A 22,775-nucleotide genomic window follows, 5' to 3' on the forward strand; every position below is an offset into this window, starting at 1 on the left:
GCGGGCGCCGGAAGGCTCTCCGGCGCCCGCACGGCCCCCGGCGCCGTTCCCGCCGACGTACACTGACGCGAATCCCAACCGACCACCGGGGACGGCCGATGTCCACGCAGTACAGCAAGAGCGGCGATCCCGCGCGCAGCCTCGCCCTGCTGTGGCGAACCACGGAGCCCACCAGCCGCAGGCGCGCACCGGACCTGAGCGTGGACCGGATCGTGGCCGTGGCCTCGGAGATGGCCGACGCCGACGGCATCGGCGCGCTGTCGATGCGCAGGGTCGCCGAACGGCTGGGCGTGGGCACGATGTCCCTGTACACCTACGTCCCGGGCAAGGGCGAACTGGTCGACCTCATGCTCGACGCCGCCTACGCGGACCTGTACCGGGACGGTCTGCCCGAGCCCTGGCGGGAGGCGCTGCGCGCGGTCGCCCACGCGAACCGCCGCCTATACCTGGACCATCCGTGGATGCTCCAGGTCTCCAGCGCGCGGCTGCTCGGACCGGGCCTCATGGCCAAGTACGAGATCGAACTGTCGGCCGTGGACGGCGTCGGCCTGTCCGACGTCGAGATGGACTCCACGGTCAACCTGGTCACCGGCTACGTCGAGGGGACCGTCCGGCGCGCCGTGGAGGTCGCCGAACTCGAACGGAGCTCCGGGCTGACCGACGGCCAGTGGTGGGCGGTCCACGGCCCGCTGCTGGGGAGGTTCGTGCAGGAGGAGCGCTTCCCCGTGGCGAGCCGGGTCGGCTCCGCCGCGGGTCAGGAGCACCAGGCGGTGTACTCGCCGGAGCACGAGTTCGCGTTCGGCCTGGAACGCGTCCTCGACGGCGTCCAGGCCCTGGTGGACTCCCGCGCCGGGGAGGACGGCACCGAGCAGAACCCCTGACCTGGGACGACGAGGGAAGTCACACCCCGCACGGACATTCCCCGGGGCCTGCTCGGTCCCAGCTGCTCGGGGAAGACCTCTTCGGAGTCGTGACACCACTCCGTGACCGAACACGGACGCTTGCGCGGTCTCACGGCGCCATGGAAGTTTGGTCGCGTGAAGTGGAAAGCGGAGCAGGCACGGGAACGGTTCGCGGCGAGCCGCGTCGCGAGGCTGGCCACGACCGACGCCGCCGGACGACCTCACATCGTGCCGGTCACGTTCGCCTCCTACGGGGACACGATCGCGATCGCCGTCGACAGCAAGCCGAAGAGCACCCGAAACCTCAAGCGGTTGCGCAACATCTCCGAGAACCCTCACGTGTCGCTCCTCGCCGACGAGTACAGCGACGAGTGGGAACACCTGTGGTGGGCTCGGGCCGACGGGGAGGCACACGTGGAGCAGGAAGGGGCGCCGTGGAGCGAGGCTCGGGAACGGCTCGTCTCCAAGTACCCGCAGTACGGTGAGAACCCGCCCGACGCAGCGATCATCCTGGTGACGGTCACGCACTGGTCAGGGTGGTCGTTCCGGTAGCGGCAAGGGGGTAGCGACGCTACCCCTTCGTCGTGTCCAGCCTTCCAGCGTCAGGATGCGGCTACGACTGTCCGCGCAACCCCGCTAGCAACGCCGTCCACTCACGGGCGGGTACCGACAGGTGCCCCAGCTCCCGGTGTTCGGTGTCACGGACGTCCGCGCCGTGGGCGTGCTCACGCACCTCCACACACGTGGACTCCGACCCGCTGTAACTGCTCTTGTGCCACGGCCACGTGTTCACTGGCGGTACCTCTCCAGAAGCTCGAAAGACTCGGGTTGCGGCAGGGTTGCCGCGAGCGCCCTCCGGTGCAGGGCTTCGATTCGCGGCATCCTGTCCGCCCCCAGGATGAAGTTACCGGCCAGGTGTTCCGTCACGGCAACGGCGGTGGAGTCACGCAGGCGGTAGACCTGTGTCGGCGAGGTCAACCCCGGCAGATACCGAGCCGAGGGCAGCGCGTACACGGTGACGCCATCCAAGGCCCGCAGGTGTTCCACCTGCCGCGCCGCCACGTCCCGTGGGACACAATCCATTGCGGCGACCGGGAACAGCACTGACATCGACCTCAGGTGATGATGCTGGGTCAGGTCCTCCAAACGCGCGCACCTGGCCTCCACCCAACGGTCGATCTCCGCCGACTCCAGGAGAGGTTGACCGTCCCGGATGACGTGGCGCGCGTAGTCCGGGTGTTGGACGTATCCCGGCAGGATCAGCGGCGACAAGGCATCGACGGACACCGCCTCCTCCTCCAAACGGGACACCGAGCGCATGAACGCCGGAAGCGCGTCCTTCGATGTCTGCTGCGTCCACGCCGCCATGAGTTCGCCGTCCGCGCCCACGGCGTCATCCAGACGTTCCACATACGGCCTGTCAGGCGTGGACACGCCCCGGGCGTAGCGGCTCACGGCTGCCTCGCTGAGGTTGGCCGCACGCGCTAGCTGGGCTTGTGTCATCCCGGAGAGACGACGTAACCGGTTGAGGGCTGAGGGGAAACTCTCGGCAGGCATGAACGGAGCATGACACGGGATTCCCGGCACTGTCCCGAGATTCCTGAAACCCGTAGAGCACTTCTGGAAGTGCCCAGCTCAAGGCAGCGTAGGTGCATGAAAGCCACCCGCATAACAGACCCCGGCGAGCCGGTCGGACGGCTCCCGGGGCATGGCCACCAGCTAATGAGGAGCTGATGACGTGCACACCCTACTGCGGCGACGATCGCGACGCGTCCGCGCCTACGTGCTGCACCTCGAACTCGCCGTCCTGCTCCGGCAGGCGCTGGCTCTGGGGGTGGGCCGATGAACGGCGACCTGGACCCCGACCTGTACACCTACGCCGCCGAGGCCGCGCGCATCGTGGGAGTCCACCCCACCACCCTGCGGGAGTGGGAGCGCCGGGGCATCATCCGGTGCCTGCGCACCCCGGGCAACTGGCGGATGTTCCGCCTCGGCGACCTGTACAACCTCCGCGACATCCGGCAGGACGAACAGGAGGCGAAGCGGTGAACGCCGCGGACCTCCAGTACCTCACCCGGCGGACCCCCACCCTGCGGTCAGCCGCGCAGGGCCGCCGCCTCCCGCGCCAGGGCGGTGATCTCGTCCCACTTCCCGGCCGCCACCAGGTCCGCCGGGGTCAGCCAGCTGCCGCCCACGCACCCCACGTTCGGCAGCGCCAGGTAGATCGACGCCGAAGCGGGCGTGATGCCGCCGGTCGGGCAGAAGCGCACCTGCGGCAGGGGCCCGCCCAGCGACTTCAGGAACGGCGCCCCGCCCGCCGCCTCCGCCGGGAAGAACTTCAGCTCCGAGACGCCGCGCTCCAGCAGCGCCATCGCCTCGGACACCGTGCTCACGCCGGGCAGGAACGGCAGCCCGGTGTCGGCCATCGCCGCCGCCAGGTCGGGCGTGCACCCGGGGCTGACGAGGAACCGCGCCCCCGCCCCGGCCGCCGCGGCCGCCTGCTCCGCACCGACCACCGTGCCCGCGCCCACCACGGCCTCGGGCACCTCGGCGGCGATCCGCTCGATCGCCTCCAGCGCGGCCGGAGTCCGCAGGGTCACCTCGATGCCGGGCAGACCGCCCGCCACCAGCGCGCGGGCCAGCGGCACCGCGACCTCGGCGTCCGAGACCACGACCACCGGCATCACCGGTGCGAGGTCGAGCACGTCCGCTCCCGAGCGGGGGATCGTCGTCATCTGTCGTCTCCAGGATCGATTCGTCGGGGTTCACGGCGCCGCGGACCGGCGGCGCGCAGAGGGTCAGACGCCGAAGACGCCCGCGCCCGCCTCGGCCGGACCGACCGCGCCGCGCAGTGCGGCGAACAGCTCGCGGCCGGTCCCGACGGACGAGTCCACCGTCGGCTGGGCGGGCTCGCGACCGCTCAGGTCGGCCAGCACCTCCAGTGTGCCCGCCACGGCGTCGAGCCGGATGACGTCGCCGTCGCGCACGTACGCCAGCGCGCCGCCCGCCTCGGCCTCCGGCGAGACGTGGATGGCCGCGGGCACCTTGCCGGACGCGCCCGACATCCGCCCGTCCGTCACCAGCGCCACCTTCTGCCCCCGGTCCTGGAGCACCGCCAGCGGCGGGGTCAGCTTGTGCAGCTCCGGCATGCCGTTGGCGCGCGGCCCCTGGAACCGGACCACGGCCACGAAGTCACCGGTCAGCTCACCGGCGGAGAACGCCGCCTGGAGTTCGGCCTGGTCGCCGAAGACCCGCGCCGGGGCCTCGACGACGTGCCGCTCCGGGGCGACCGCCGACACCTTGATCACCGCGCGGCCCAGGTTGCCCGAGAGCATGCGCAGACCGCCGTCGGCGGCGAAGGGCTCCTCCACGCCGCGCAGGACGGTCGTGTCCGCGCTCTCCTTGGGCCCGTCGCCCCACGTCAGCGTGGTCCCCTCCAGGATCGGGGACTGCCGGTACCGGCCGAGACCCGGCCCCGCCACCGTGCGCACGTCCTCGTGCAGCAGACCGCCGTCGAGCAGCTGTCCGATCAGGTACGCCATCCCGCCCACCTCGTGGAACCGGTTCACGTCGGCGGCGCCGTTGGGGTACATGCGGGTGAGCAGCGGCACGACCTCGGACAGCGCCGCGAAGTCGTCCCACGTCAGCTGGATCCCGGCGGCGCGCGCGATGGCCACCAGGTGCAGGGTGTGGTTGGTGGAACCGCCCGTGGCGAGCAGCGCGACGACGGCGTTGACGATCGCCCGCTCGTCGACCTGCTCACCGACCGGGGTGTAGTCGTCCCCGAGTGCGGTGTGCGCCAGGACCCGGCGTCCGGCCTCGGCGGTCAACGCCTCGCGCAGCGGCGTGCCCGGCTGCTCGAAGCTCGCCCCGGGCAGGTGCAGGCCCATGACCTCCATGAGCATCTGGTTGGAGTTCGCGGTCCCGTAGAACGTGCAGGTCCCGGGCGAGTGGTAGGCGGCGGACTCGGCCTGGAGCAGTTCCGTGCGGCCGACCTTGCCCTCGGCGAACTTCTGCCGGACGCGCGCCTTCTCCTTGTTCGGCAGGCCCGACGGCATCGGCCCGGCGGGGACGAAGGCCACGGGCAGGTGGCCGAAGGACAGCGCGCCGATGAGCAGGCCCGGCACGATCTTGTCGCACACGCCCAGCATCAGGGCGGCGTCGAACATCTCGTGCGAGAGCGCGACGGCGGTGGCCATCGCGATGACGTCCCGGCTGAACAGGGACAGCTCCATACCCGGGCGCCCCTGGGTGACGCCGTCGCACATGGCGGGCACCCCGCCCGCGAACTGGGCGACGCCGCCCGCCTCGGCCACGGCGGCCTTGATGATCGCGGGGTAGGCCTCCAGCGGTTGGTGCGCGGAGAGCATGTCGTTGTACGCGGAGACGATCGCGACGTTGGGCGTGACGTCGCCGGCGAGCGCGAGCTTGTCGGACACGCCACAGGCGGCGAAACCGTGCGCCAGGTTCGCGCAGCCGAGGGCGGACCGGGCGGGGCCCTGGCCCGCGGCCTCGGCGATCTTGGCCAGGTACGCCGACCGGGTCTTCGCGCTGCGCTCGGCCAGGCGCGCGGTGACCTCGGCGACGACGGGATGAACTTCGGGGGTGTGCGCGGTCATCGGGGCTGCTCCTCTTCGTACCACGTCCGGCCGGTGCGGCCGATGAGCCGTTGCGCGCCCGCGGGTCCGGCGCTCCCGGCTGGATAGGTCTCGGGGGTGGTGCTCTGGCCGTTCCAGGCCTCGATGATGGGATCCACCCAGCGCCACGCGGCCTCGACCTCGTCGCGCCGCATGAACAGGGTGGAGTCCCCCGCCAACACGTCCATCAGCAACCGCTCGTAGGCCTCGGGCGAGCGGGTGGCGAAGGTGTTGGCGAAGCTCAGCTCCAGCGGGACCGGGCGCAGCCGCAGCGCTCCGGCGCCGGGCGTCTTGGCCAGCATCGTCAGGTGGATGCCCTCGTCCGGTTGGAGCCTGATGACGAGGCTGCCCGCCCCGGACAGGGTGTTGGTCCCGGGGAAGATCGTGTGCGGGACCTCGCGGAAGCGGATCACGATCTCCGAGCGGTTGTGCGCCAGGCGCTTGCCGGTGCGGAGGTAGAAGGGGACGCCCGCCCACCGCCAGTTGGCGATCTCGGCGCGCAGGGCGACGAAGGTCTCGGCGGTGCTGGTCGGCGCCCCGCCCGGCTCGTCCAGGTAGCCCGGGACCTGCGAGCCCTGGACGGTTCCGGCGACGTACTGGCCGCGCACCGCGTCCTCGGCCACGCGTTCGCCGGTCAGCGGCCTCAGCGACTGGAGGACCTTGAGCTTCTCGTCGCGCACGGCCTCGCGGTCGTAGGTGGCCGGGGGCTCCATGGCGGTCAGGCACAGCAGCTGGAGCAGGTGGTTCTGGACCATGTCCCGCATGGCGCCGGAGGTGTCGTAGTACCCGCGGCGGCCGCCGACGCCGACGGTCTCGGCGGCGGTGATCTGGACGTGGTCGATCCAGCGGGAGTTCCACAGGGGTTCGAGGAAGACGTTGGCGAACCGCAGGACGAGCAGGTTCTGCACCGTCTCCTTCCCCAGGTAGTGGTCGATCCGGTAGGTCTGCGACTCGTCGAAGACCGCGCCGACGGCGTCGTTCACCTCCTGGGAGGAGGCCAGGTCGCGGCCGAGGGGCTTCTCCATGACGACGCGGGAACCCGGGGTGACCAGACCGGCCTCGCTGAGGCCCTGGCAGATGGCGCCGGAGATCATCGGCGGGACGGCGAGGTAGAAGACGCGGTCGCGGTCGTTCCCCAGGGCGTCGACCAGGTCGGACCAGCCGGAGGGGTCGCCGCCGACGTCGACCGTCACGTGGGACAGGCGGGCGAGGAAGCGGGCGAGCACGTCGGGCTCGGCGACCTGGACCGCGTGGTGTCCGCGCACCGCCGAGGCGGCCTTGTCACGCAGGTCGGCGTCGGCCAGCCCGTCGCGGGAGACGGCGACCACGCGTGTTCCCGCGTCCAGGTGCCCGTCGCGGTCCAACAGGTAGAGGGAGGGCAGGAGTTTGCGCATGGAGAGGTCGCCGGTACCCCCGAAGACCACCAGGTCAGTCGGTCTGGGCGCGGACTGCTGCGACATGTCGGGCTGCTCCGTCGAAAGAGGAGGTCGGGAAGCGGGGCGCGCGCTGCGGGACGCGCGGGGGTGGCCCCCGGTGGACCACGTGACCGGTTCCACCCGGCACTTCCGACCTTAAGCCCGACTATGGTAAAAAACCAAGCACACTTCAGAACACTTCTTTACATAACCTCCCATCATCCCGTCGCCATCGGAACGCAATGATTCAATGAGGCATGGCTAGAACCCCCGGACGCTTGTCCTCGACGGCCACCAGCGGCCACATCCTGGAGATGATTCGCACCGGTACGGCCACCAGCCGTTCGGAGATCGCGCGCGCGACCGGCCTCTCCCGCCCCACGGTCGCCCTGCGCGTCACGGAGCTGATCGAGAGCGGACTGGTCGTCGAGGGAACGGGGGCCGTCTCCAGTGGAGGCCGACCGCCCACGCTCCTGGAGTTCAACGCCGCCAGCGGCCTCATCCTCACCAGCGCCCTGGGCATGGCCCGCAGCCAGGCCGCCGTGTGCGACCTGGACGGCGAGATCCTCGTCCGCACGCCGGGCTCCCCCGACATGGAGCAGGGGCCGGAGGTCACGGTGCCCTGGCTGCTCGACACCTGGACCGAGCAGATCGCCTCCCTCGGACGCGACCCCTCCGACGTGCGCGGCGTGGGCATCGGCCTGCCCGGCACGGTCGAGTTCCAGGCGGGCCGCGCCGAGGACCGCCCCGCCCTGGGCAAGTGGGCCGGCGTCCCGCTGGCCCCGCTCGTCGCCGAACGCTTCCCCGTGCCCGTGACGGTGGACAACGACGTGAACGTCATGGCCCTCGGCGAGCACATCGCGGGCGGGCACGGCCCCGCCGACGACATGATCTTCGTGAAGGTCTCCACCGGCATCGGCGCGGGACTGCTCTCCGGCGGCCACATGCTGCGCGGCGCTCTGGGCGCCGCCGGGGAGATCGGGCACGTCCCCGTCCGCGACGGCGGCGGACTCCCCTGTCGCTGCGGCAACTCCGACTGCCTGGAGGCGGTCGCGGGCGGGCGGCGGCTGCTGGAGAGCGCCGCGGCGCGCGGACGCCGTCTGAACGGGCTCAAGGAGCTGGTGGCCCTGGCGCAGGAGGGCGACCCCGTCGCGGTCACCCTCGTGCGGGACGCCGGCCGACGGCTGGGCGAGGCGCTCGCCGGAGCGGTCAACCTGCTCAACCCCGAGGTCATCGTGTTGGGCGGCGACCTGTCCGAGGCCTACGACCACCTGGTCGCGGGCGTGCGCGAGATCGTCTTCCAGCAGTGCACCGCGCTGGCCACCCGCCAGCTGCGCGTGGTGCCGAGCGCGCTGTGGGACGACGCGGGCGTGCGCGGGTGCGCCGCGATGGTGACCGAGGAGATCCTGTCGCCGGAGGCGGTGAACAAGCTCCTGGCCGGATGAGCGTGCGCGACGCGTCCGCGAGGCCGCTCCGGGCCCGCGCGTTCTCCGTCCACAGCCTGTGGACGGCGAGGTTTGCGCCCCCCGCCCAGCCGGGCAGACCACGAGCGTGAGGGGTCTGCTCCACCGACCCCTCCCACCACCGCCAGCACCGACTCCATTCCGGCGACGCACTGCCTGACCTGCGACGACGCTGTCTTCGACGCGCGTTTCCCGCCTGTGGGCACTTGACAAGCCCGCCCGCCGTGCCGAATAGTCGCCCAGCACCCGGTCCCTCCCGCACACCCCCGCTCACCCCCGTGACCGCGCCCCGTGCGGACCCCCGCCCGGAAAGGCCCTCACCGTGTTCGACGACAACCCCCTCCTGCTCATCCTGTTGGGCGCCGGAATCAGCCTGGTCACCAGCGTCGTCGTGACCGCCGTCCAGGCCCGGCTGATCCGCCGCGACGGCGTCCGCAACGCCTCCCGTGCCTCCGCCCGCAGCCTGACCAGCGCGTTCATCGCCGAGCGGGACACCCAGGACCCCAACCAGAGCTTCCTCGCCGAGGCCGAGCTGACGGTCATGGCCATGACCGACCGCAAGACCCGCGACCGGCTCCGCGACGTCATCCGTCTGCTCCGCGAGCGCGAACTCCCCGAGATCGAGGAGCTCAGCGGGGTCAAGTCGGCGCGTGCCCGGCAGATGCTGTGCGACCACGCGCTGGAGGTCCTCGGCGCCCACCTGCGCGCCGAGCGCCTGCCCGAGGTCCCCGCCCAGATCCGCAAGATGCTGAGCGTCGAGGAGGAGGCGCTCAGCATTCACGCGGGCGAGACGCCCAAGCCCAGCGAGCCAATCGCCAAGGCCCAGGTCACCGCCCGGCCCCGGCACAGCACCACCGGCAAGGCCACGACCCGCAAGACCGCCAAGGGCGGTGCCAAGGGCGGAACGGGCGCCCGGTCCGCCAAGGGCGGCGGCGCGGCCGCCGACACCGAGGCCGAGTCGGAGAGCGCCTTCTGGAACGACTGACCGCCCCCGGCGAGCCCGTCGGCGGGTGGGCGGCACACCCGATCGTTGCGCCGGAACTGTCCGCGGATCGTCGACCCCGCGCGCATTCGGCGGGTCGGACGTGATTCTTGCGGACCAGGATGCGAAAGTCGGTTTCGGCGGCGTCAGTGGACGATCACCCGGCAAAGGAATCGTGCGGCGCAATTGTGGTCAGTGACCCCGCGCGCGGACAACCGGAACGCGCGACCGACGGCATCTTCGCCTAGGATCACTGGCACGCGCGGATACACCGGGATCCGGCCGTTTCCCGGCCCGACCGCCGCCTCCGGGACCGTCAGCCCCTCCCCCAGGCCCTCCCGGACCCCACGGCGACCCGCGCCCGCTCTCCACGTCCCCTCCGTCTCCCCCCGGACACGGACGTGCGCCCCACCGCGAGCCGGCCGCCATGGCCTGCCGTCGGCCGAACTCACCGAGGTTGCCTGATGCGCGACGACACATCCTCCGCCGATGCCGGGTCGGAGGCCCCGACCGCCCCACCTCCCGTGCGCCGCCGATGGCGCCGCGTCCTGCTGTGGGCCGCGGCGGGCGTCGCCGTGCTGCTGATCGCGGGGGTGGGCACCGCCTACGGGTACTACAGCTTCCTGCGCTCCGGGATGGTCCAGCACGACCTGAGCGCGGTGCTCGACGAGAAGGACCGCCCGGACCGGCTCAACGACGCGGTCAACATCCTCTTCATGGGCACCGACGGGTACGAGGAGGGCACCACGGCCTACAGCCGGGAGTTCGAGGGGGAACGCTCCGACGCGCTGATGCTCGCGCACGTCTCCCCCGACAACGACCGGGTCGACGTGATCAGCTTCCCGCGCGACTCCCTCGTCATGCTCCCCGACTGCGCCCCCTACGGGCAGACCGAGGGCACCAGCGGCTACTTCGGCATGATCAACGCCGCGATGTTCCACGGCGGCCCGCCGTGCGTCGTCCGCGCCGTCGAGTCGCTGACCGACATCCGCGTCGACCACTTCGTGCACCTGAGCTTCATGAGCTTCCGCGACGTGGTGGACGCCATCGGCGGCGTCGAGATGTGCATCCCCGAACCGATGCGCGACGAGCGCTCCGGGCTCGACCTGGCGGCGGGGCGGCAGGTCCTCGACGGCGACGACGCGCTGTCCTTCGTGCGGGCGCGGTACGAGATCGGCAACGGCGGCGACATCGGCCGCATCGACCGCCAGCAGATGTTCCTCGGCGCGCTCGCCGACCAGGTGAGTCAGCGCGAGGTCCTCACCAGCCCGTCCCGCCTCAACGGTCTCCTGAGCGCGGTGGCCGACAACAGCGCCACCGACCAGGAGCTCACCCTCGACCGCATGCTCTCCATCGCGGTCACGCTCGCCGACGTCGATCTGTCCGACATCGAGTTCCACACCGTGCCCTGGTACCCGGCGCCCCACGACCCCAACCGGATCCTGTGGGACGAGGCCCGGGCCGCCGAGTTGTTCACCGCCGTGCGCGAGGACCGGTCGCTGCCCGCCCACCTGGCCGCCGACGAGGCCGGAACCCCCCGGGACCCCGTGGCGTCCGCGTCACCCTCCGCGGACACGGAGACCGACGTCTCCGGGGCGGGGACCATCGAGGAGGGCACACCGTCCACCGCGCCCTCCGGGGGCCGGGACGCCACCGCCGACCCGTGCGTCGACGGCCTGGGCTTCGGCACCGGCCAGGCGAGCTGAGTCCAGGGCCGTCCCGGGCGGCTGTCCGGAGCAGCCAGCACGTCCCCGAAGGCGTGCCGGGAGTACCGGGACGTCCCGAGGACGTGTCCGGAGCACCAGGACGTCCTGACGACGTGCCCGGAGCACCGGGACGTCCCGGAGACGTCCTGACACGTCCTCCGTCGTCCGGAACCGTCCCCGCCCACCCGGGCACGGACGCCGAACGCGGCGCGGCCCCGGACTGGATCGTCCGGGGCCGCGCCGACCCCAGGCGGCGGGAACACGCGGTCTCCGCCGGTTCGCGCCGGGAACCCCCACAGTTCTGACCGGCGCCGTCGTCGGCGGACGGGTTCCGCTCACCGCCCGAGGCCGTGTGCGCCCGCCACGACCGGCGGGCGCACGTCCTTGGAGGTCAGACCAGGCCGCCGCCGAACAGGTCGGTCACCTGGCCCGGGTCGACCTGGGGCTCACCAACGGTGGGCATCCCCTCGACGGCGACCAGGTCGCCGCCGAACGCGTCCATGGGCACCAGGCCGGTCAGGGAGGAGGCGTCGGGAGCGGCCATGGGCAGGACACCGGTGGGCTCGGGCAGCCCGGCCGCCGGGAGCAGGGTGGTGGCGCCGCCGGTCAGGTCGGAGTTCTCCCCCGGGTCCAGCGAGACGGGCGTGTCCGCGGCGGCCATCGGCAGGACCTCGCCGGCCTCGGCGGGCGAGGCGACGGCGTGCGCCAGCGGCAGGACCTCGCCGGCCTCGGCGGGCGCGGCGACCGCGTGCGCCAGCGGCAGGGTGCCGCCCGAGTCGAGGCCCACGCCCTCCAGAGGGCTTCCTCCGCCCAGCAGCGACGTCAGGCCGCCGCCCAGCAGGCTGGTGACCGGGTCGCCCGCGGCCACGGCCTGGTGGTCGACCGCGTGCGCCAGGGGCATGACGCCCTGCACGCTCTCCAGGTCCAGCGGGCCGACGTTCGCGGCGTTGTCCTCGTCTCCGATCGGGGCGTGGACGGGAGCGCCCTCACCGACGACGCCGTCGACGGGGTTCGACTGGTGGTCGATCTCGGGGGTGGCCGAGACCGTGCCCGGCTGGACCTTGACGAGGTCGCCGACGGGAGAGGAGACACCCTCGGTCAACTGCGCGGGAACCTGGCTGCCCAGGTCGCCCAGGGGGAGGCCGTCGGTGACACCGCCGAGGGTGTCGGCCCCCGCGATCCCCGCCCCGAGGGCGACGAAACCGGCGGTGCTGGCGGCCATCAGCGCGGTCTTGGCGGTGGTGCGCGCGGTCTTGAACATGGGATTCCTTCCGGAACTACGTAGGTGTACGGCTGTGTCGGGAGGGCGGCGGAGCGGGTGTCAGACCCCGCTGCCCCACGGCCCGGTCCCCTGGCCGGGGGGACGCGTTCCGTGCGCTGCGATCATGCGGTCCGGGGAGCCTGTCGCGCCTGGAGGGAGCGGCGGGACTCGGCCGGTCGACAGTCCTTGGTCTGGCTGACCACTGACTGACGTGAACCTCGCCGTCGAGGTGCGCGGCTCACGTCAACCCCCAGAGACGTCCGGACGGTGTCCCGCGGCGAAGGCCGACGGGTGTCCCGGGTCTGGGCGGGAGGTGCCAGGAAGGGAAGGGTCGCTCAGCGACCGGAGGGAGAGCGCCGCGCTAGTCGGGCGAGAAGGTCGGCTCGTCGGCGGAGTCGGCGGGGGCCGAGCGCAGGACGTGCCAGGCGGCCTGGAGCAGACCGTGGGAGGGGGCGGGGGCCGCCGTGGCGGGCAGGAAGCCCGCGACACCGGTGCCGCCGACCGCGCCACCGGGCGCGGAGGACGAGGACGACGAGGGCACGGCCGAGCGGGTGGAGTCGACGACGGCGCGGTGCCGCTCGTCCTTGTCGTCGGCGTCGCTCGCGGCGTCGTCCACGGTGTCGGGCGCGTGGGCGTCGCCGCCGTCCACGGGGTGCTCGTGCGCGTGGGCGACGAACTCGGGCAGGACGTCGACGCCCGCCTCGGGAGCCTCCCCGGCTCCGTCGGCCGGCGCGTCGGTGTCGCCCCGCTCCGCCTCGGCACGGGGGCCGTGAGCGTGCTCGGGCGCCCCGTGACGAATCGTCTCGTGGACCCGCTCGGCCACCTCGACGCCCTCGGCGACGGGCGGCGCGACGGTGTCGGAGGCCGTCCGGACCGCGTGCGAGGTCCGCTCGCCCACACCGGCCACGGCCCCGCTCAGGGGCTGGTGGTGCAGTGCGGTCGCGACGGGAGAGACGGCCGGGGCGTTGTTCCCGCCGCGCGCCTCGCCGCCGCGGCCCTCCGCGACGCCGTGGTCGGCCCGGCCGTGCTCCGGCCGGCCCGCCGCAGCGGTCCGGTTCTGGGCCGCGGTGTCGGGACCACGGGTCTGCTCGACCTGCCCGAGCAGCCCCTCCCCGGAGGGGCGCTCGGCCACCTGGGCCGCGTGGACGGGAGCGGCCGACGCCAACCAGACGGCGACCAGGATCCCGGCGACGAGGGCGGCCAACAGCAGCGCCCGCCGGACCGGCGCGGAGAACACGACGGCACGGGCGCCGGTGGCGCTCGCGAAGCCGTGGGTTCCAGACACCGGGGGTTCCTTCCGCCGAGGAGGTCGTCCGACACGTGTGGGTTGGTCGGTTCCAAGGGGTACGACACCGAAGGTCAGGGCACTCCGGGCCGTGCGGTGCGGGGCCTGACGAGACCTTCCTGCCAACCGCTGACCGCGACGTTAGCATGAATTGCGCGGCCGACACCCGGATTCCCCAGGAATTCCCCGCACCGGAGCCCACGTCCACCCCGCACGACTGTGGCGCACCGGGGTAAAAACAACGACAATTCGACCATTGCACCCGAAGAAAAACGCGCAATTGCCTACAGAGTCCCCCGACCCGGCTCTGCGGAGGTTGACCACCACATGACCGAGATCCCCCAGAGCCCTCCGCCGTCCCCCGCCCACCTGGACGACCTGCTCACGGAGGTGCGCACGCACCTCGACCCGGGCCTGTCACCCCAGGGCCGGATACGGTCGCTCCTGGGGGCGGTGCTGGCCATCGGGGGCGACCTGGACCTGGCCGCGGTGCTCCGCCGCCTCACCGAGGCCGCGGCGGAGCTGGTCGGCGCCCGGTACGCCGGACTGGGCGTCATCGACGAGGACGGCGTGTTCACGGAGTTCGTCTCGGTGGGCATGACCCGGGACCAGGCCGAGCGGATCAACGGGGTCCCCCACGGCCGGGGCGTACTGGCCGCGCCCCTGACCGACGGCGGGCCGCTGCGCATGACCGACCTGCGCGACCACCCCGACTTCGCGGGCTTCCCCGACGGCCACCCGATGATGGCGAGCTTCCTCGGCGTCCCCGTCCAGGTGCGCGACGAGGTGTTCGGCAACCTGTTCCTGACGGAGAAGGCGGGCGGCGGCGCGTTCGACGAGGAGGACGAGGCGGTCGTCGAGGCGCTCGCGACCGCCGCGGGCGTGGCGATCGAGAACGCGCGCCTGTACGAGGAGGCGCGGCTGCGCGAGCGGTGGCTGGCCGCCTCGACCGAGATCACCACGCGCCTGCTGTCGGGGGCCGACTCCGGCGAGGTCCTCGCCCACATGGCCGCGCGGGCGCGGGAGATCGGCGACGCGGACATCGCGGTGGTCCTGCTCCCCGACCCCCGCGCCCGGGGGCACCTGTTCGCCGAGATCGCGGACGGCGCCGTCGCCCAGGAGGTCCTGGGAACCCCGGTCGAGATCGAGGGCACCCCGTTCGGCGAGGTGTACGAGAGCGGCGAGCCGGCGAGCATCCCGGACCTGACCCGGTCGGACTGCCCGATGCTCGCCCACCACGGCTACGGGCCGGGGCTGGTGGTGCCGCTGGGGACCCCCGGTTACACCCGCGGCGTCCTCCTGCTCGGCAAGCTCGACGACCGGTCACCGTTCGGCCCGACGATACGGCGCATGCTCCACGGCTTCTCGGTGCAGGCCGGGGTGGCCCTGGAGCTGGCCGAGGCACGGGGCGACAACGAACGTCTGGTCGTCCTGGAGGAGCGGGACCGCATCGCCAAGGACCTGCACGACGTGGTGATCCAGCGGTTGTTCGCGTCCGCGATGACGCTGATGAGCACGATGCGGCTGATCGACTCGTCGGAGGCCGCGGACCGGGTCCAGCGCACGATCGACGACCTGGACTCCACCATCCGGGAGATCCGCTCGACCATCTTCGCGCTGCAGAACCCGCCGAGCCGCGAGGACACCTCGCTGCGCGGCCGCATCCTGCGGCTGGCGGAGAACTCCGCGCACACCCTGGGCTGCCACCCGGGGGTGAGCCTGGACGGGCCGATCGACGCGTCCGTTCCCGACGAGATCGGCGAACAGCTGCTCGCGGTCCTGGGCGAGGGGCTGAGCAACGTGGCCCGGCACGCGCGCGCCACCGAGGTGCACGTGTCCGTGGTCGTGGAGGGACCGGCGACCACCGGACGGCCCACCACACTGACCCTGACGGTGACCGACAACGGCGTCGGGCTGCCCGCGGAGGGCCGCCGCAGCGGGCTGCGCAACCTCGACGAGCGCGCCCAGGCACTGGGCGGCGGGTTCACGGCGGCCCGGGGCGCGTCCGCGGGCACGGTGCTCACGTGGAGGGTGCCCGTGCCCGACACCGAGGACCGGCCCCTGGACGACTACTAGGGCGGAGGCTCCCCTCCCCCTCGGCCCGGCGGGAACGACCCTCCGCACCGCCCGGCGGGAACACGGCCCGGTGACCGGCCCGGTGACCGGTCACCGGGCCAGGGGGACCACCAGGCAGAACTCGTGGCCCTCGGGATCCCGCAGCACCTGGAACGAGCCCTCCTCGTCGGTGACCACGTCGCCGACCCGGCTGGCGCCGCGACCGACGACGGCCTCGGTGGCGCCGACGAGGTCGTCGACGCGGACGTCGAGGTGGATGCGGCCCGGCGCGGTCCTGGGGTGGGGGTCCGGCTGGAACGAGATCCTCGGGCGGCCCCCGGTCCCCTCGATGAGCGCCCAGCCGTCATCGCGCACCACCGGCTCGCCGCCGAGCACGAACGCCCAGAACCGGGCGAGGGCGGCGGGATCGGCGGCGTTGACGACCCACTGGTCGACGGTTCCCACGGGCATCTAGTAGCGCCTTCCTCGGAGCTCGGCGACGAGGACCGCCGCCTGGGTGCGGCGCTTGAGGTCGAGCTTGGACAACAGCGCGGAGACGTAGTTCTTGACGGTCTTCTCCGCGAGGTAGAGCCGCTCCCCGATCTGCCGGTTGGTCAGGCCCTCGCCGATGAGGTCGAGGATCTGGCGCTCCTGCGGGGTCAGCTCGGCCAGGGGGTCGGGTTCGGCCTGGGCCCCGCGCAGGCGTTCGAGCATCGCGCCCGTGCTGCCCGAGTCCAGCAGCGACCCGCCCGAGGCGACCGTCCGCACGGCCCCGACGAGGTCCGCGCCGTGGATCTGCTTGAGCACGTACCCCGCGGCGCCCGCCATGACCGCGTCGTAGAGCGCGTCCTCGTCGGCGAACGAGGTGAGCATGAGGCAGGCGATCTCCGGATGGTCGGACCGTATCTCCCTGCACACCTGCACGCCCGATCCCCCGGGCAGCCGCACGTCCAGGACGGCCACGTCCGGCAGCACCACCGGGATCCGGGAGAGCGCCTGCTCCGCGGTCCCCGCCTCGCCGACCACGGTCATGTCGTCCTCGGTCTCCAGGAGCGCCGCCACGCCGCGGCGGACCACCTCGTGGTCGTCCACGAGGAAGACCCTGATCCGCTCCCGAGTGCCCTCGGCTCCGCCGCCCGTCATCCGCCCATCCCCATCCCGTGTCTCGCGGGTCAGACACCACTCCGCCCTAGACCGTAGCGCCTACCGGTGCCAGTGCACGGGTCCGATGGCACGAAACTCCCCGGGCGAAAGTCCCGGAAAGGGATGATTCACGCTGCCCGGGGAGAGAACTGCCTGGTGACGTGTGGTGAGGATACGGCTACGGCCTCCGGTCCGCCCAGGGGTGGGCCAGTTCGAACGCCCGGCAGGCCGCCAGGACACGGGCGTCGGCGTGGCGGGGTCCGACGATCTGGAGGCCGACCGGCAGGCCGGACTCGGAGAAGCCGCACGGGATGCTCGCCGCGGGCTGCTGGGTCATGTTGAAGGGGTAGCTGAACCCCGCCCACGACGTCCACCGCCGCCCCGCCAGCTCCGGCGGCGACTCCAGGCCCGCCTCGAAGGCGACGGTCGGGGTGGCCGGGGTGAGCAGGAGGTCGTGATCGGTGTGGAACCGCCCCATGCGCGCGCCCATGGCCATCCGCAGCGCCATCGCGGTCAGGTAGTCCTGCGCGGAGTAGGTCAGCCCCTCCTGGACGATCTCCCGGAGCCCGGGGTCGAGCAGGTCGCGCTCCCGGTCGGTGAGCGCCTCGGTGGCCTTGGCCGCGCCGGAGTACCAGAGCACGTGGAACTCGTCCATCGACGGGGGCAGGCCGGGGTCGGCCTCCTCCACCACGGCGCCGAGCCCCTCGAACACCTTGACCGCGCCGGCGACGATCCGGGCCACCTCCGGGTCGACGTCGAGTCCGCCCAGGGTGGGGCTGTAGGCGACGCGCATCCCGCGCACGAGTTCCTCGGCGTCCGTGCGGTGCCGGACGTCGCCCAGCCCCGGCGCCGGTGGCGCCAGTGCGGCCCAGTCCCGGGGATCGGGTCCGGTGACGCACTCCAGCATCAGCGCCATGTCGCCGACCGTGCGGGTCAGCGGCCCGGTGTGCGCGAGCGACCCGAAGGGGCTGGCCGGGTAGTGCGGCACCAGTCCCCAGGTCGGCTTGATCCCGCAGACCCCGGTGAAGCTCGCCGGAATGCGGATGGAACCGCCGCCGTCGGTGCCGGTGGCGAGCGGTCCCATCCCGGCCGCGACCGCCGCCGCCGACCCCCCGCTGGAGCCGCCGGGGGTGGTGGCCAGGTCCCACGGGTTGCGGGTGATCCCGGTGAGCGGGGAGTCGGTGACCCCCTTCCACGCGAGTTCGGGCGTGGTCGTCTTGCCGACGAACACCGCGCCCTGTTCGCGCAGGCGGGCGGTCACCGGGGAGTCCTCGTCCCACGGGCCGCCCTGGGAGGTGGTGACCGAGCCCCGGAGGGTGGGCCAGCCCCGGGTGAGGTGGACGTCCTTGATCGAGGTCGGGACCCCGTCCAGGGCGCCGTCGGGCTCACCCCGCCGCCACCGCTCCGCGGACGCCTCGGCCGCCTCGCGCGCCTCCTCCGGGCGGACCAGGCAGAACGCGTTCAACGCGGGGTTGTCCTGCTCGATGCGCGCCAGGACGGCGTCCACCGCCTCCACGGGGGACAGTTCTCCCGACGCGTAGGCGGCGAGGAGTTGTTCGGCGGACAGGTCGGCCGGGCTGGTGGGCACGTCGCCCCGGACACGTGGCACCTCCGGGGACGGTCGGCTCGCACCGGCAACCGCACCGTTCCCTCCGATCTCGGTCCGATCGGCACGGATCGTCACTTCAGCCTCCCAGGTCACACCGCGGGTCAGGGGTCAGCCGGGCACGTAGCCACGGCTCTTGTCGACGACGTTGAGCAGGTCACGCCCGTCGAGGTAGCGGGCGAGGTTGTCCAGGAACAGGTCGACCAGGTCCTCCCGCCAGCCGACGACGTCACCGGACATGTGCGGCGAGACCACGGAGCCGGGCAGCTCCCACAGCGGGGAGTCGGCCGCCAGTGGTTCGTCCTCGAAGACGTCCAGCGCGGCCCCGGCGATCCGGCCCTCCCGGAGGGCGGCCACGAGGTCGGACTGGACGACGATGGGCCCGCGCGCGACGTTGAGCAGGCGCGCGGTGGGCTTCATGAGGTGGAGGAAGCGCCGGTCCACCAGGCCGCGGGTGGCGTCGGTGAGCGGCGCCGCGACGACCACGTAGTCGGCCTCGGGCAGCGCGGAGACCAGCGTGGGCCCGCCGTCGGCGCCGTGCTCGGCGAGGCTGGACTCGACCACGGAGGCGAAATCGGGGTCGCCAGACCGCGCACGGCTTCCGGAGGCGTGCACGTCCATGCCCATCGCGGCGAGCCCCCGGCCGACGGCGCGGCCGATCGGCCCGGTGCCCACGACCAGTGCGCGCCGCCCCGCCACCCGTTCGGTCTCGCGGTGCCGCCAGCGACGCTCGCGCTGCAGGTCCCAGCTGTGGTGGAAGTCCTTGGCGAACGCGATCACCTGGCCGACGACGTACTCCGCGATGGGCTGCTCGAAGATCCCGCGCGAGTTGGTGAGCACGACGTCGCTGTCGACCATGCCGGGGAACACGAGGTTGTCCACTCCGGTCGTGGCGGCGTGGACCCACCTCAGCGCGTCGGCCTTGGGCCAGGCGGAGGCGAGGGCCTCGGAGAACAGGTCCCACACCAGGAGCACGTGGGCGCCGGGCAGGCGGGCGGGCAACTCGTCGGCGGTGGCGTAGACGACCTCCCCCAGGCCGGGGTGGTCGTCGATCCGATCGTGCCCGGGCGGGAGGTCCTCCCCGCGGAGGACGAGGAGCCGGGGCCGGTTCGACGTGCTGGAACTGTTCACGGGCGTGCACTCCGATGGGCGACGAGGGTCCGCGGTGTCGTCTGGGGTGGTGGATGGTCCGCCCTGCACGAGAAACGCTAGGGAGCCGACATAGGATTGTCAACAATCCACAAACCGGTCGTTCTCCGGCGAAGCGGGTCTTCTCGACACTCCAGAGAGGTCGGAATACCCGACCCGCGCGCACCTATTGCCGCGCGAGACCTGTAAACCATAAGATTGTCGACAATCAACATCTCTGTTGGTCAGCGTCCCGAGCCACGCTCACGCGCCGCCGTCGAGGGGACAGCCATTGCCCAGGTACATGACCATCACACTGGCCAAGCGCGGAGTGTCCTGCGTGGCCGAACTCCTGGAGAAGGACGCGCCGCGCACCTGCGACGCGGTCTGGAACGCGCTCCCCCAGGGAGACGCCGTCCAGCACGCCAAGTACGCGCGCAACGAGGTCTACACCATGGTGCCGCGGTTCGCCGGGACCGAACCCGGGCTGGAGAACCCCACCGTCACCCCGATCCCCGGCGACGTCGTCTACTTCTCCTTCGACGGCGGGATGCTCGACCGCTCCTTCAAGGAGGACAAGGGCATCGACCACCTGCCCGGCGTCATCGACATCGCCCTCTTCTACGGACGCAACAACCTGCTGCTCAACGGCGACGTCGGCTGGGTCCCCGGAAACGTCTTCGCCGCGGTCGTCGAGAACCTGCCGGCCATGGCCGAGGCGTGCAACGACGTCTGGCGCTCCGGCAGCGTCGGCGAACGCCTCCTGTACGAGCGTCTCGAACGATGACCGGGCCACGGTCCGCCGACCGTCCGGCCCTCCCCGCCCGCACCCACGCGAATCCACACGTCTTTCCGGGAGGTGAGTGACCGATGCGGACCGATGGAAGCCACATGCCCGCCGAGGGCACCGGCGCCGAGCACGAGGTCGTCGAACTGGCCGCGGCCCAACAGACGCCGTGGCAGTCGGGGGTCGGTGTCATCGCGCCCTACGACTTCGCCCTCGACCGGGAGCTCTGGCGGTGGACGCCGGACGACGTCTCACTGCACGTCACGCGGTTGCCGTACGTGCACGTCCCCGTCACGGTGGACCAGGCGGCGGCGCTAAGCATGGAGCGGAACGTCGACCCCGCGGTCCGCGCGCTCCTCGCTCCCGAACCGCTCGCCATCGGCTACGCGTGCGCCTCCGGCAGCTTCGTGCACGGCGCCGAGGGCGAGCGCCGCCTGCACCGGACCATGATGGCCGCCGGAGCTCCGGCGGCCGTCACCACGTCGGGCGCCCTCGTCCGGGCGCTCGGCGCGCTCGACCTCCGCCGCATCGCGGTCGTCACACCGTACGTGGACAGCGTCACCGACCGGCTCCTGGCCTACCTGGGCGAACACGGCGTCGAGGTGACCTCCAGCGTGGGACTCGGCCTACTCAGCCACATCTGGCGGGTCACCTACGCCGAGGTGTCCCAGGCGGTGCACGCGGTGGACCGCCCGGACGCCCAGGGCGTCTTCATCAGCTGCACCAACGTCCTCACCTACGACATCATCGCGCCGCTGGAGCGCGAGCTGGGCAAGCCGGTGATCGCGGCCAACCAGGTGACCATGTGGGCGGTGATGAGGGAGGCCAACCGACAGGCCGTCGCCCGGGGACAGAGTCTGCTCGACGTCACGGCACCGAGTGCCGTGTGACCGTCGGCCACACCCACCGAAGGAGCGCCATGACCCGAGTCGGATTCCTCTATCCCGGCTTCAGCGCCGAGGACGACTACACCGCGTTCGCCGCCATGCTCGGCGGCGACGTGGAGCTCTCCGTCGTCCACACGCTCATGCACGAGGACGTCCACCGGGTGGACGCCCTGCTCGACGTCGGGGGTGAGGAGGTCCTGGCGACGGGCGCGCGCGAGCTGGCGGGGATGGGGGTGGACGCCGCCGTCTGGGCGTGCACCAGCGGCAGTTTCGTGTTCGGGTGGGAGGGCGCCCGCAAGCAGGTCCAAGGGGTGCGCAACGTCGCCGGGGTGCCCGCGTCGAGCACCTCGTTCGCGTTCGTGCACGCCCTGCGGCAGCTGCGCGTCACCCGGGTCGCGATCGCCGCCACCTACCCGGACGACGTCGCGCGGTACTTCGTGGACTTCCTCGGCGAGGCCGGTGTCTCGGTGCTCTCCCTGGCCAGCCACGGGATCGTCACGGCCGCCGAGGTCGGTCTCCTCGACCCGGACGAGGTCCTGGACTTCGTCATCTCCAACGACCACCCGCGCGCCGAGGCGATCCTGGTGCCGGACACCGCGCTGCACAGCGCCGACCTCATCGAACCGATGGAGGCCCTCATCGGCAAGACCGTGCTCACCGCCAACCAGGTGAGCATCTGGGAGGGCATGCGACTGGCCGGTGTGACGGCGGCCAGGTCGGGCCCGGGCACCCTGTTCCGTTCCGGCGCCACCGCGATCACCAGCGCGCTGGCCGACCGTTAACCTCTGACGACACACCGGACCCCGTGTCCCCGACGAAAGGAGGGCGGCCCATGTCCGCCCCAGGTCAACTGAGACCCGTGCCCCGGCGTTCCACCGCCGAACTGATCGCCGACCAGCTGCGGTCCGCGATCATGTACGGCTCCCTGGCGCCGGGGGACCAGCTCGGTGAGGCCGAGCTCGCGGGACAGCTGGGGGTGAGCCGCGGTCCGCTCCGGGAGGCCATGCAGAGGCTCGTCCAGGAGGGGCTGCTGCGCAGCGAACGGCACAGGGGCCTGTTCGTGCGCGAGCTCACCCCGGACGACGTCCGGGACGTCTACGTGGCCAGGCTCGCCGTGGAGCGCGCCGCGTGCGAGCTGATCATGCGGGGGAACCGCGGCGAGGCCCTGGCCCGCCTCACCCCCGCGCTGGACCGGCTGGCCGAGGCGGCGAGGAGCCGGGACCGGACCGCGATGAGCGACGCGGACCAGGCCTTCCACCAGACGCTCGTGAGCTGCTCGGGCAACAGCCGGTTGGAGCGCATGGCGCAGACGCTGCTGGTGGAGACCCGCATGTGCCTGACGGTCATGCAGGACGTCTACCCGGAGCCCGAGGAGATCCTCGACGAGCACCGCCGCATCCTCGACGCCATCGTCGACGGGGCCGAGGAGCGGCTGCTCACCCTGATCGAGTCGCACATGGTGGACACGGCCGCACGGATCAACGCGGAGCCGCCGAGGACCGGAGTGTAGGGACTCGC

General features: G+C 72.4%; 22 protein-coding genes. 11 read left to right on the forward strand and 11 right to left on the reverse strand.

Annotation, left to right across the window (positions count from 1 at the left end; genetic code table 11):
* The first annotated feature begins 98 nt into the window (after positions 1–98).
* Together AB0I72_RS21295 and AB0I72_RS21300 are read left to right on the forward strand one after the other, a co-directional pair.
* Positions 99–881, forward strand: coding sequence for a TetR/AcrR family transcriptional regulator (locus tag AB0I72_RS21295; protein WP_358571392.1), 783 nt, complete (start codon positions 99–101; stop codon positions 879–881).
* A 156-nt stretch (positions 882–1,037) separates the two neighbouring features.
* Positions 1,038–1,454, forward strand: a complete 417-nt coding sequence (locus AB0I72_RS21300; RefSeq protein ID WP_358571394.1) for a TIGR03668 family PPOX class F420-dependent oxidoreductase — start codon at positions 1,038–1,040, stop codon at positions 1,452–1,454.
* A 61-nt stretch (positions 1,455–1,515) separates the two neighbouring features.
* Here AB0I72_RS21300 and AB0I72_RS21305 read toward each other — a convergent pair whose 3' ends face one another.
* Complete coding sequence (locus AB0I72_RS21305) at positions 1,516–1,695, reverse strand: DUF397 domain-containing protein (RefSeq protein WP_358571396.1); 180 nt, start codon at positions 1,693–1,695, stop codon at positions 1,516–1,518.
* Positions 1,692–2,459 (reverse strand): Scr1 family TA system antitoxin-like transcriptional regulator, encoded by a 768-nt coding sequence (locus AB0I72_RS21310; protein WP_358571398.1) that lies wholly within the window; start codon positions 2,457–2,459, stop codon positions 1,692–1,694. Before AB0I72_RS21310 ends, AB0I72_RS21305 begins: the two co-directional genes overlap by 4 nt.
* A 285-nt stretch (positions 2,460–2,744) precedes the next feature.
* Between AB0I72_RS21310 and AB0I72_RS21315 the strand changes: the two genes are divergently transcribed.
* The gene (locus AB0I72_RS21315) at positions 2,745–2,951 is read left to right on the forward strand and encodes a MerR family DNA-binding transcriptional regulator (protein ID WP_358571400.1); all 207 of its coding nucleotides are present in this window, start codon (positions 2,745–2,747) and stop codon (positions 2,949–2,951) included.
* A gap of 47 nt (positions 2,952–2,998) precedes the next feature.
* On the opposite strand, the gene eda is transcribed toward AB0I72_RS21315, so the two are convergent.
* The 3 genes from eda to zwf all read right to left on the reverse strand — a co-directional run bounded on the left by eda (position 2,999) and on the right by zwf (position 6,999).
* Positions 2,999–3,637 (reverse strand): bifunctional 4-hydroxy-2-oxoglutarate aldolase/2-dehydro-3-deoxy-phosphogluconate aldolase, encoded by a 639-nt coding sequence (gene eda / locus AB0I72_RS21320; RefSeq protein WP_358571402.1) that lies wholly within the window; start codon positions 3,635–3,637, stop codon positions 2,999–3,001.
* 63 nt (positions 3,638–3,700) lie between these two features.
* Positions 3,701–5,521 (reverse strand): phosphogluconate dehydratase, encoded by a 1,821-nt coding sequence (gene edd, locus AB0I72_RS21325; protein WP_358571404.1) that lies wholly within the window; start codon positions 5,519–5,521, stop codon positions 3,701–3,703.
* Complete coding sequence (zwf, locus tag AB0I72_RS21330; RefSeq protein WP_358571406.1) at positions 5,518–6,999, reverse strand: glucose-6-phosphate dehydrogenase; 1,482 nt, start codon at positions 6,997–6,999, stop codon at positions 5,518–5,520. The genes edd and zwf overlap by 4 nt, the downstream gene beginning before the upstream one ends.
* A gap of 212 nt (positions 7,000–7,211) precedes the next feature.
* Between zwf and AB0I72_RS21335 the strand changes: the two genes are divergently transcribed.
* The 3 genes from AB0I72_RS21335 (at position 7,212) to AB0I72_RS21345 (ending at position 11,105) form a co-directional block, all read left to right on the forward strand.
* Entirely contained in the window at positions 7,212–8,399 is a 1,188-nt protein-coding gene (locus tag AB0I72_RS21335) for an ROK family transcriptional regulator (RefSeq protein ID WP_358571408.1), read from the forward strand.
* A gap of 340 nt (positions 8,400–8,739) precedes the next feature.
* Positions 8,740–9,402: a hypothetical protein gene (locus tag AB0I72_RS21340; protein WP_358571410.1), complete on the forward strand. Its 663-nt coding sequence runs from the start codon at positions 8,740–8,742 to the stop codon at positions 9,400–9,402.
* A 461-nt stretch (positions 9,403–9,863) separates the two neighbouring features.
* Positions 9,864–11,105 (forward strand): LCP family protein, encoded by a 1,242-nt coding sequence (locus AB0I72_RS21345; protein WP_358571412.1) that lies wholly within the window; start codon positions 9,864–9,866, stop codon positions 11,103–11,105.
* A gap of 391 nt (positions 11,106–11,496) precedes the next feature.
* Here the strand turns inward: AB0I72_RS21345 and AB0I72_RS21350 are convergent, their stop codons facing one another.
* Both AB0I72_RS21350 and AB0I72_RS21355 read right to left on the reverse strand, forming a co-directional pair.
* Complete coding sequence (locus AB0I72_RS21350; RefSeq protein WP_358571414.1) at positions 11,497–12,366, reverse strand: hypothetical protein; 870 nt, start codon at positions 12,364–12,366, stop codon at positions 11,497–11,499.
* Positions 12,367–12,727: 361 nt separating this feature from the next.
* The gene (locus AB0I72_RS21355; protein ID WP_358571416.1) at positions 12,728–13,651 is read right to left on the reverse strand and encodes a hypothetical protein; all 924 of its coding nucleotides are present in this window, start codon (positions 13,649–13,651) and stop codon (positions 12,728–12,730) included.
* A 327-nt stretch (positions 13,652–13,978) separates the two neighbouring features.
* On the opposite strand from AB0I72_RS21355, the gene AB0I72_RS21360 reads away from it, so the two are divergent.
* Entirely contained in the window at positions 13,979–15,727 is a 1,749-nt protein-coding gene (locus AB0I72_RS21360; protein ID WP_358571418.1) for a GAF domain-containing protein, read from the forward strand.
* Positions 15,728–15,817: 90 nt separating this feature from the next.
* Here AB0I72_RS21360 and AB0I72_RS21365 read toward each other — a convergent pair whose 3' ends face one another.
* The 4 genes from AB0I72_RS21365 to AB0I72_RS21380 form a co-directional block, all read right to left on the reverse strand.
* A complete protein-coding gene (locus AB0I72_RS21365; protein WP_358571420.1) occupies positions 15,818–16,177 on the reverse strand; it encodes a VOC family protein in 360 nt (119 codons plus the stop codon).
* A complete protein-coding gene (locus AB0I72_RS21370) occupies positions 16,178–16,849 on the reverse strand; it encodes a response regulator transcription factor (RefSeq protein ID WP_358571422.1) in 672 nt (223 codons plus the stop codon). It abuts the gene before it with no gap.
* Positions 16,850–17,027: 178 nt separating this feature from the next.
* Complete coding sequence (locus AB0I72_RS21375; RefSeq protein ID WP_358571424.1) at positions 17,028–18,458, reverse strand: amidase; 1,431 nt, start codon at positions 18,456–18,458, stop codon at positions 17,028–17,030.
* Positions 18,459–18,566: 108 nt separating this feature from the next.
* Positions 18,567–19,586, reverse strand: coding sequence for a D-2-hydroxyacid dehydrogenase (locus tag AB0I72_RS21380; protein WP_358571426.1), 1,020 nt, complete (start codon positions 19,584–19,586; stop codon positions 18,567–18,569).
* A gap of 301 nt (positions 19,587–19,887) precedes the next feature.
* Here AB0I72_RS21380 and AB0I72_RS21385 point away from each other — a divergent pair, with 301 nt between their 5' ends.
* From AB0I72_RS21385 to AB0I72_RS21400, 4 genes are all read left to right on the forward strand, one after another.
* A complete protein-coding gene (locus AB0I72_RS21385) occupies positions 19,888–20,370 on the forward strand; it encodes a DUF3830 family protein (protein ID WP_358571428.1) in 483 nt (160 codons plus the stop codon).
* 83 nt (positions 20,371–20,453) lie between these two features.
* Positions 20,454–21,260: an Asp/Glu racemase gene (locus AB0I72_RS21390; protein ID WP_358571430.1), complete on the forward strand. Its 807-nt coding sequence runs from the start codon at positions 20,454–20,456 to the stop codon at positions 21,258–21,260.
* Between the two features lie 29 nt (positions 21,261–21,289).
* Positions 21,290–22,039 carry a maleate cis-trans isomerase gene (locus AB0I72_RS21395; protein ID WP_358571432.1) on the forward strand — a complete coding sequence of 250 codons (750 nt, stop codon included), beginning with the start codon at positions 21,290–21,292 and terminating at the stop codon, positions 22,037–22,039.
* Positions 22,040–22,089: 50 nt separating this feature from the next.
* Positions 22,090–22,767 carry a GntR family transcriptional regulator gene (locus tag AB0I72_RS21400; RefSeq protein ID WP_358571434.1) on the forward strand — a complete coding sequence of 226 codons (678 nt, stop codon included), beginning with the start codon at positions 22,090–22,092 and terminating at the stop codon, positions 22,765–22,767.
* The last annotated feature ends 8 nt before the right edge of the window (positions 22,768–22,775 follow it).

This window comes from Nocardiopsis sp. NPDC049922, from assembly GCF_040660275.1.
Taxonomy (GTDB): domain Bacteria; phylum Actinomycetota; class Actinomycetes; order Streptosporangiales; family Streptosporangiaceae; genus Nocardiopsis.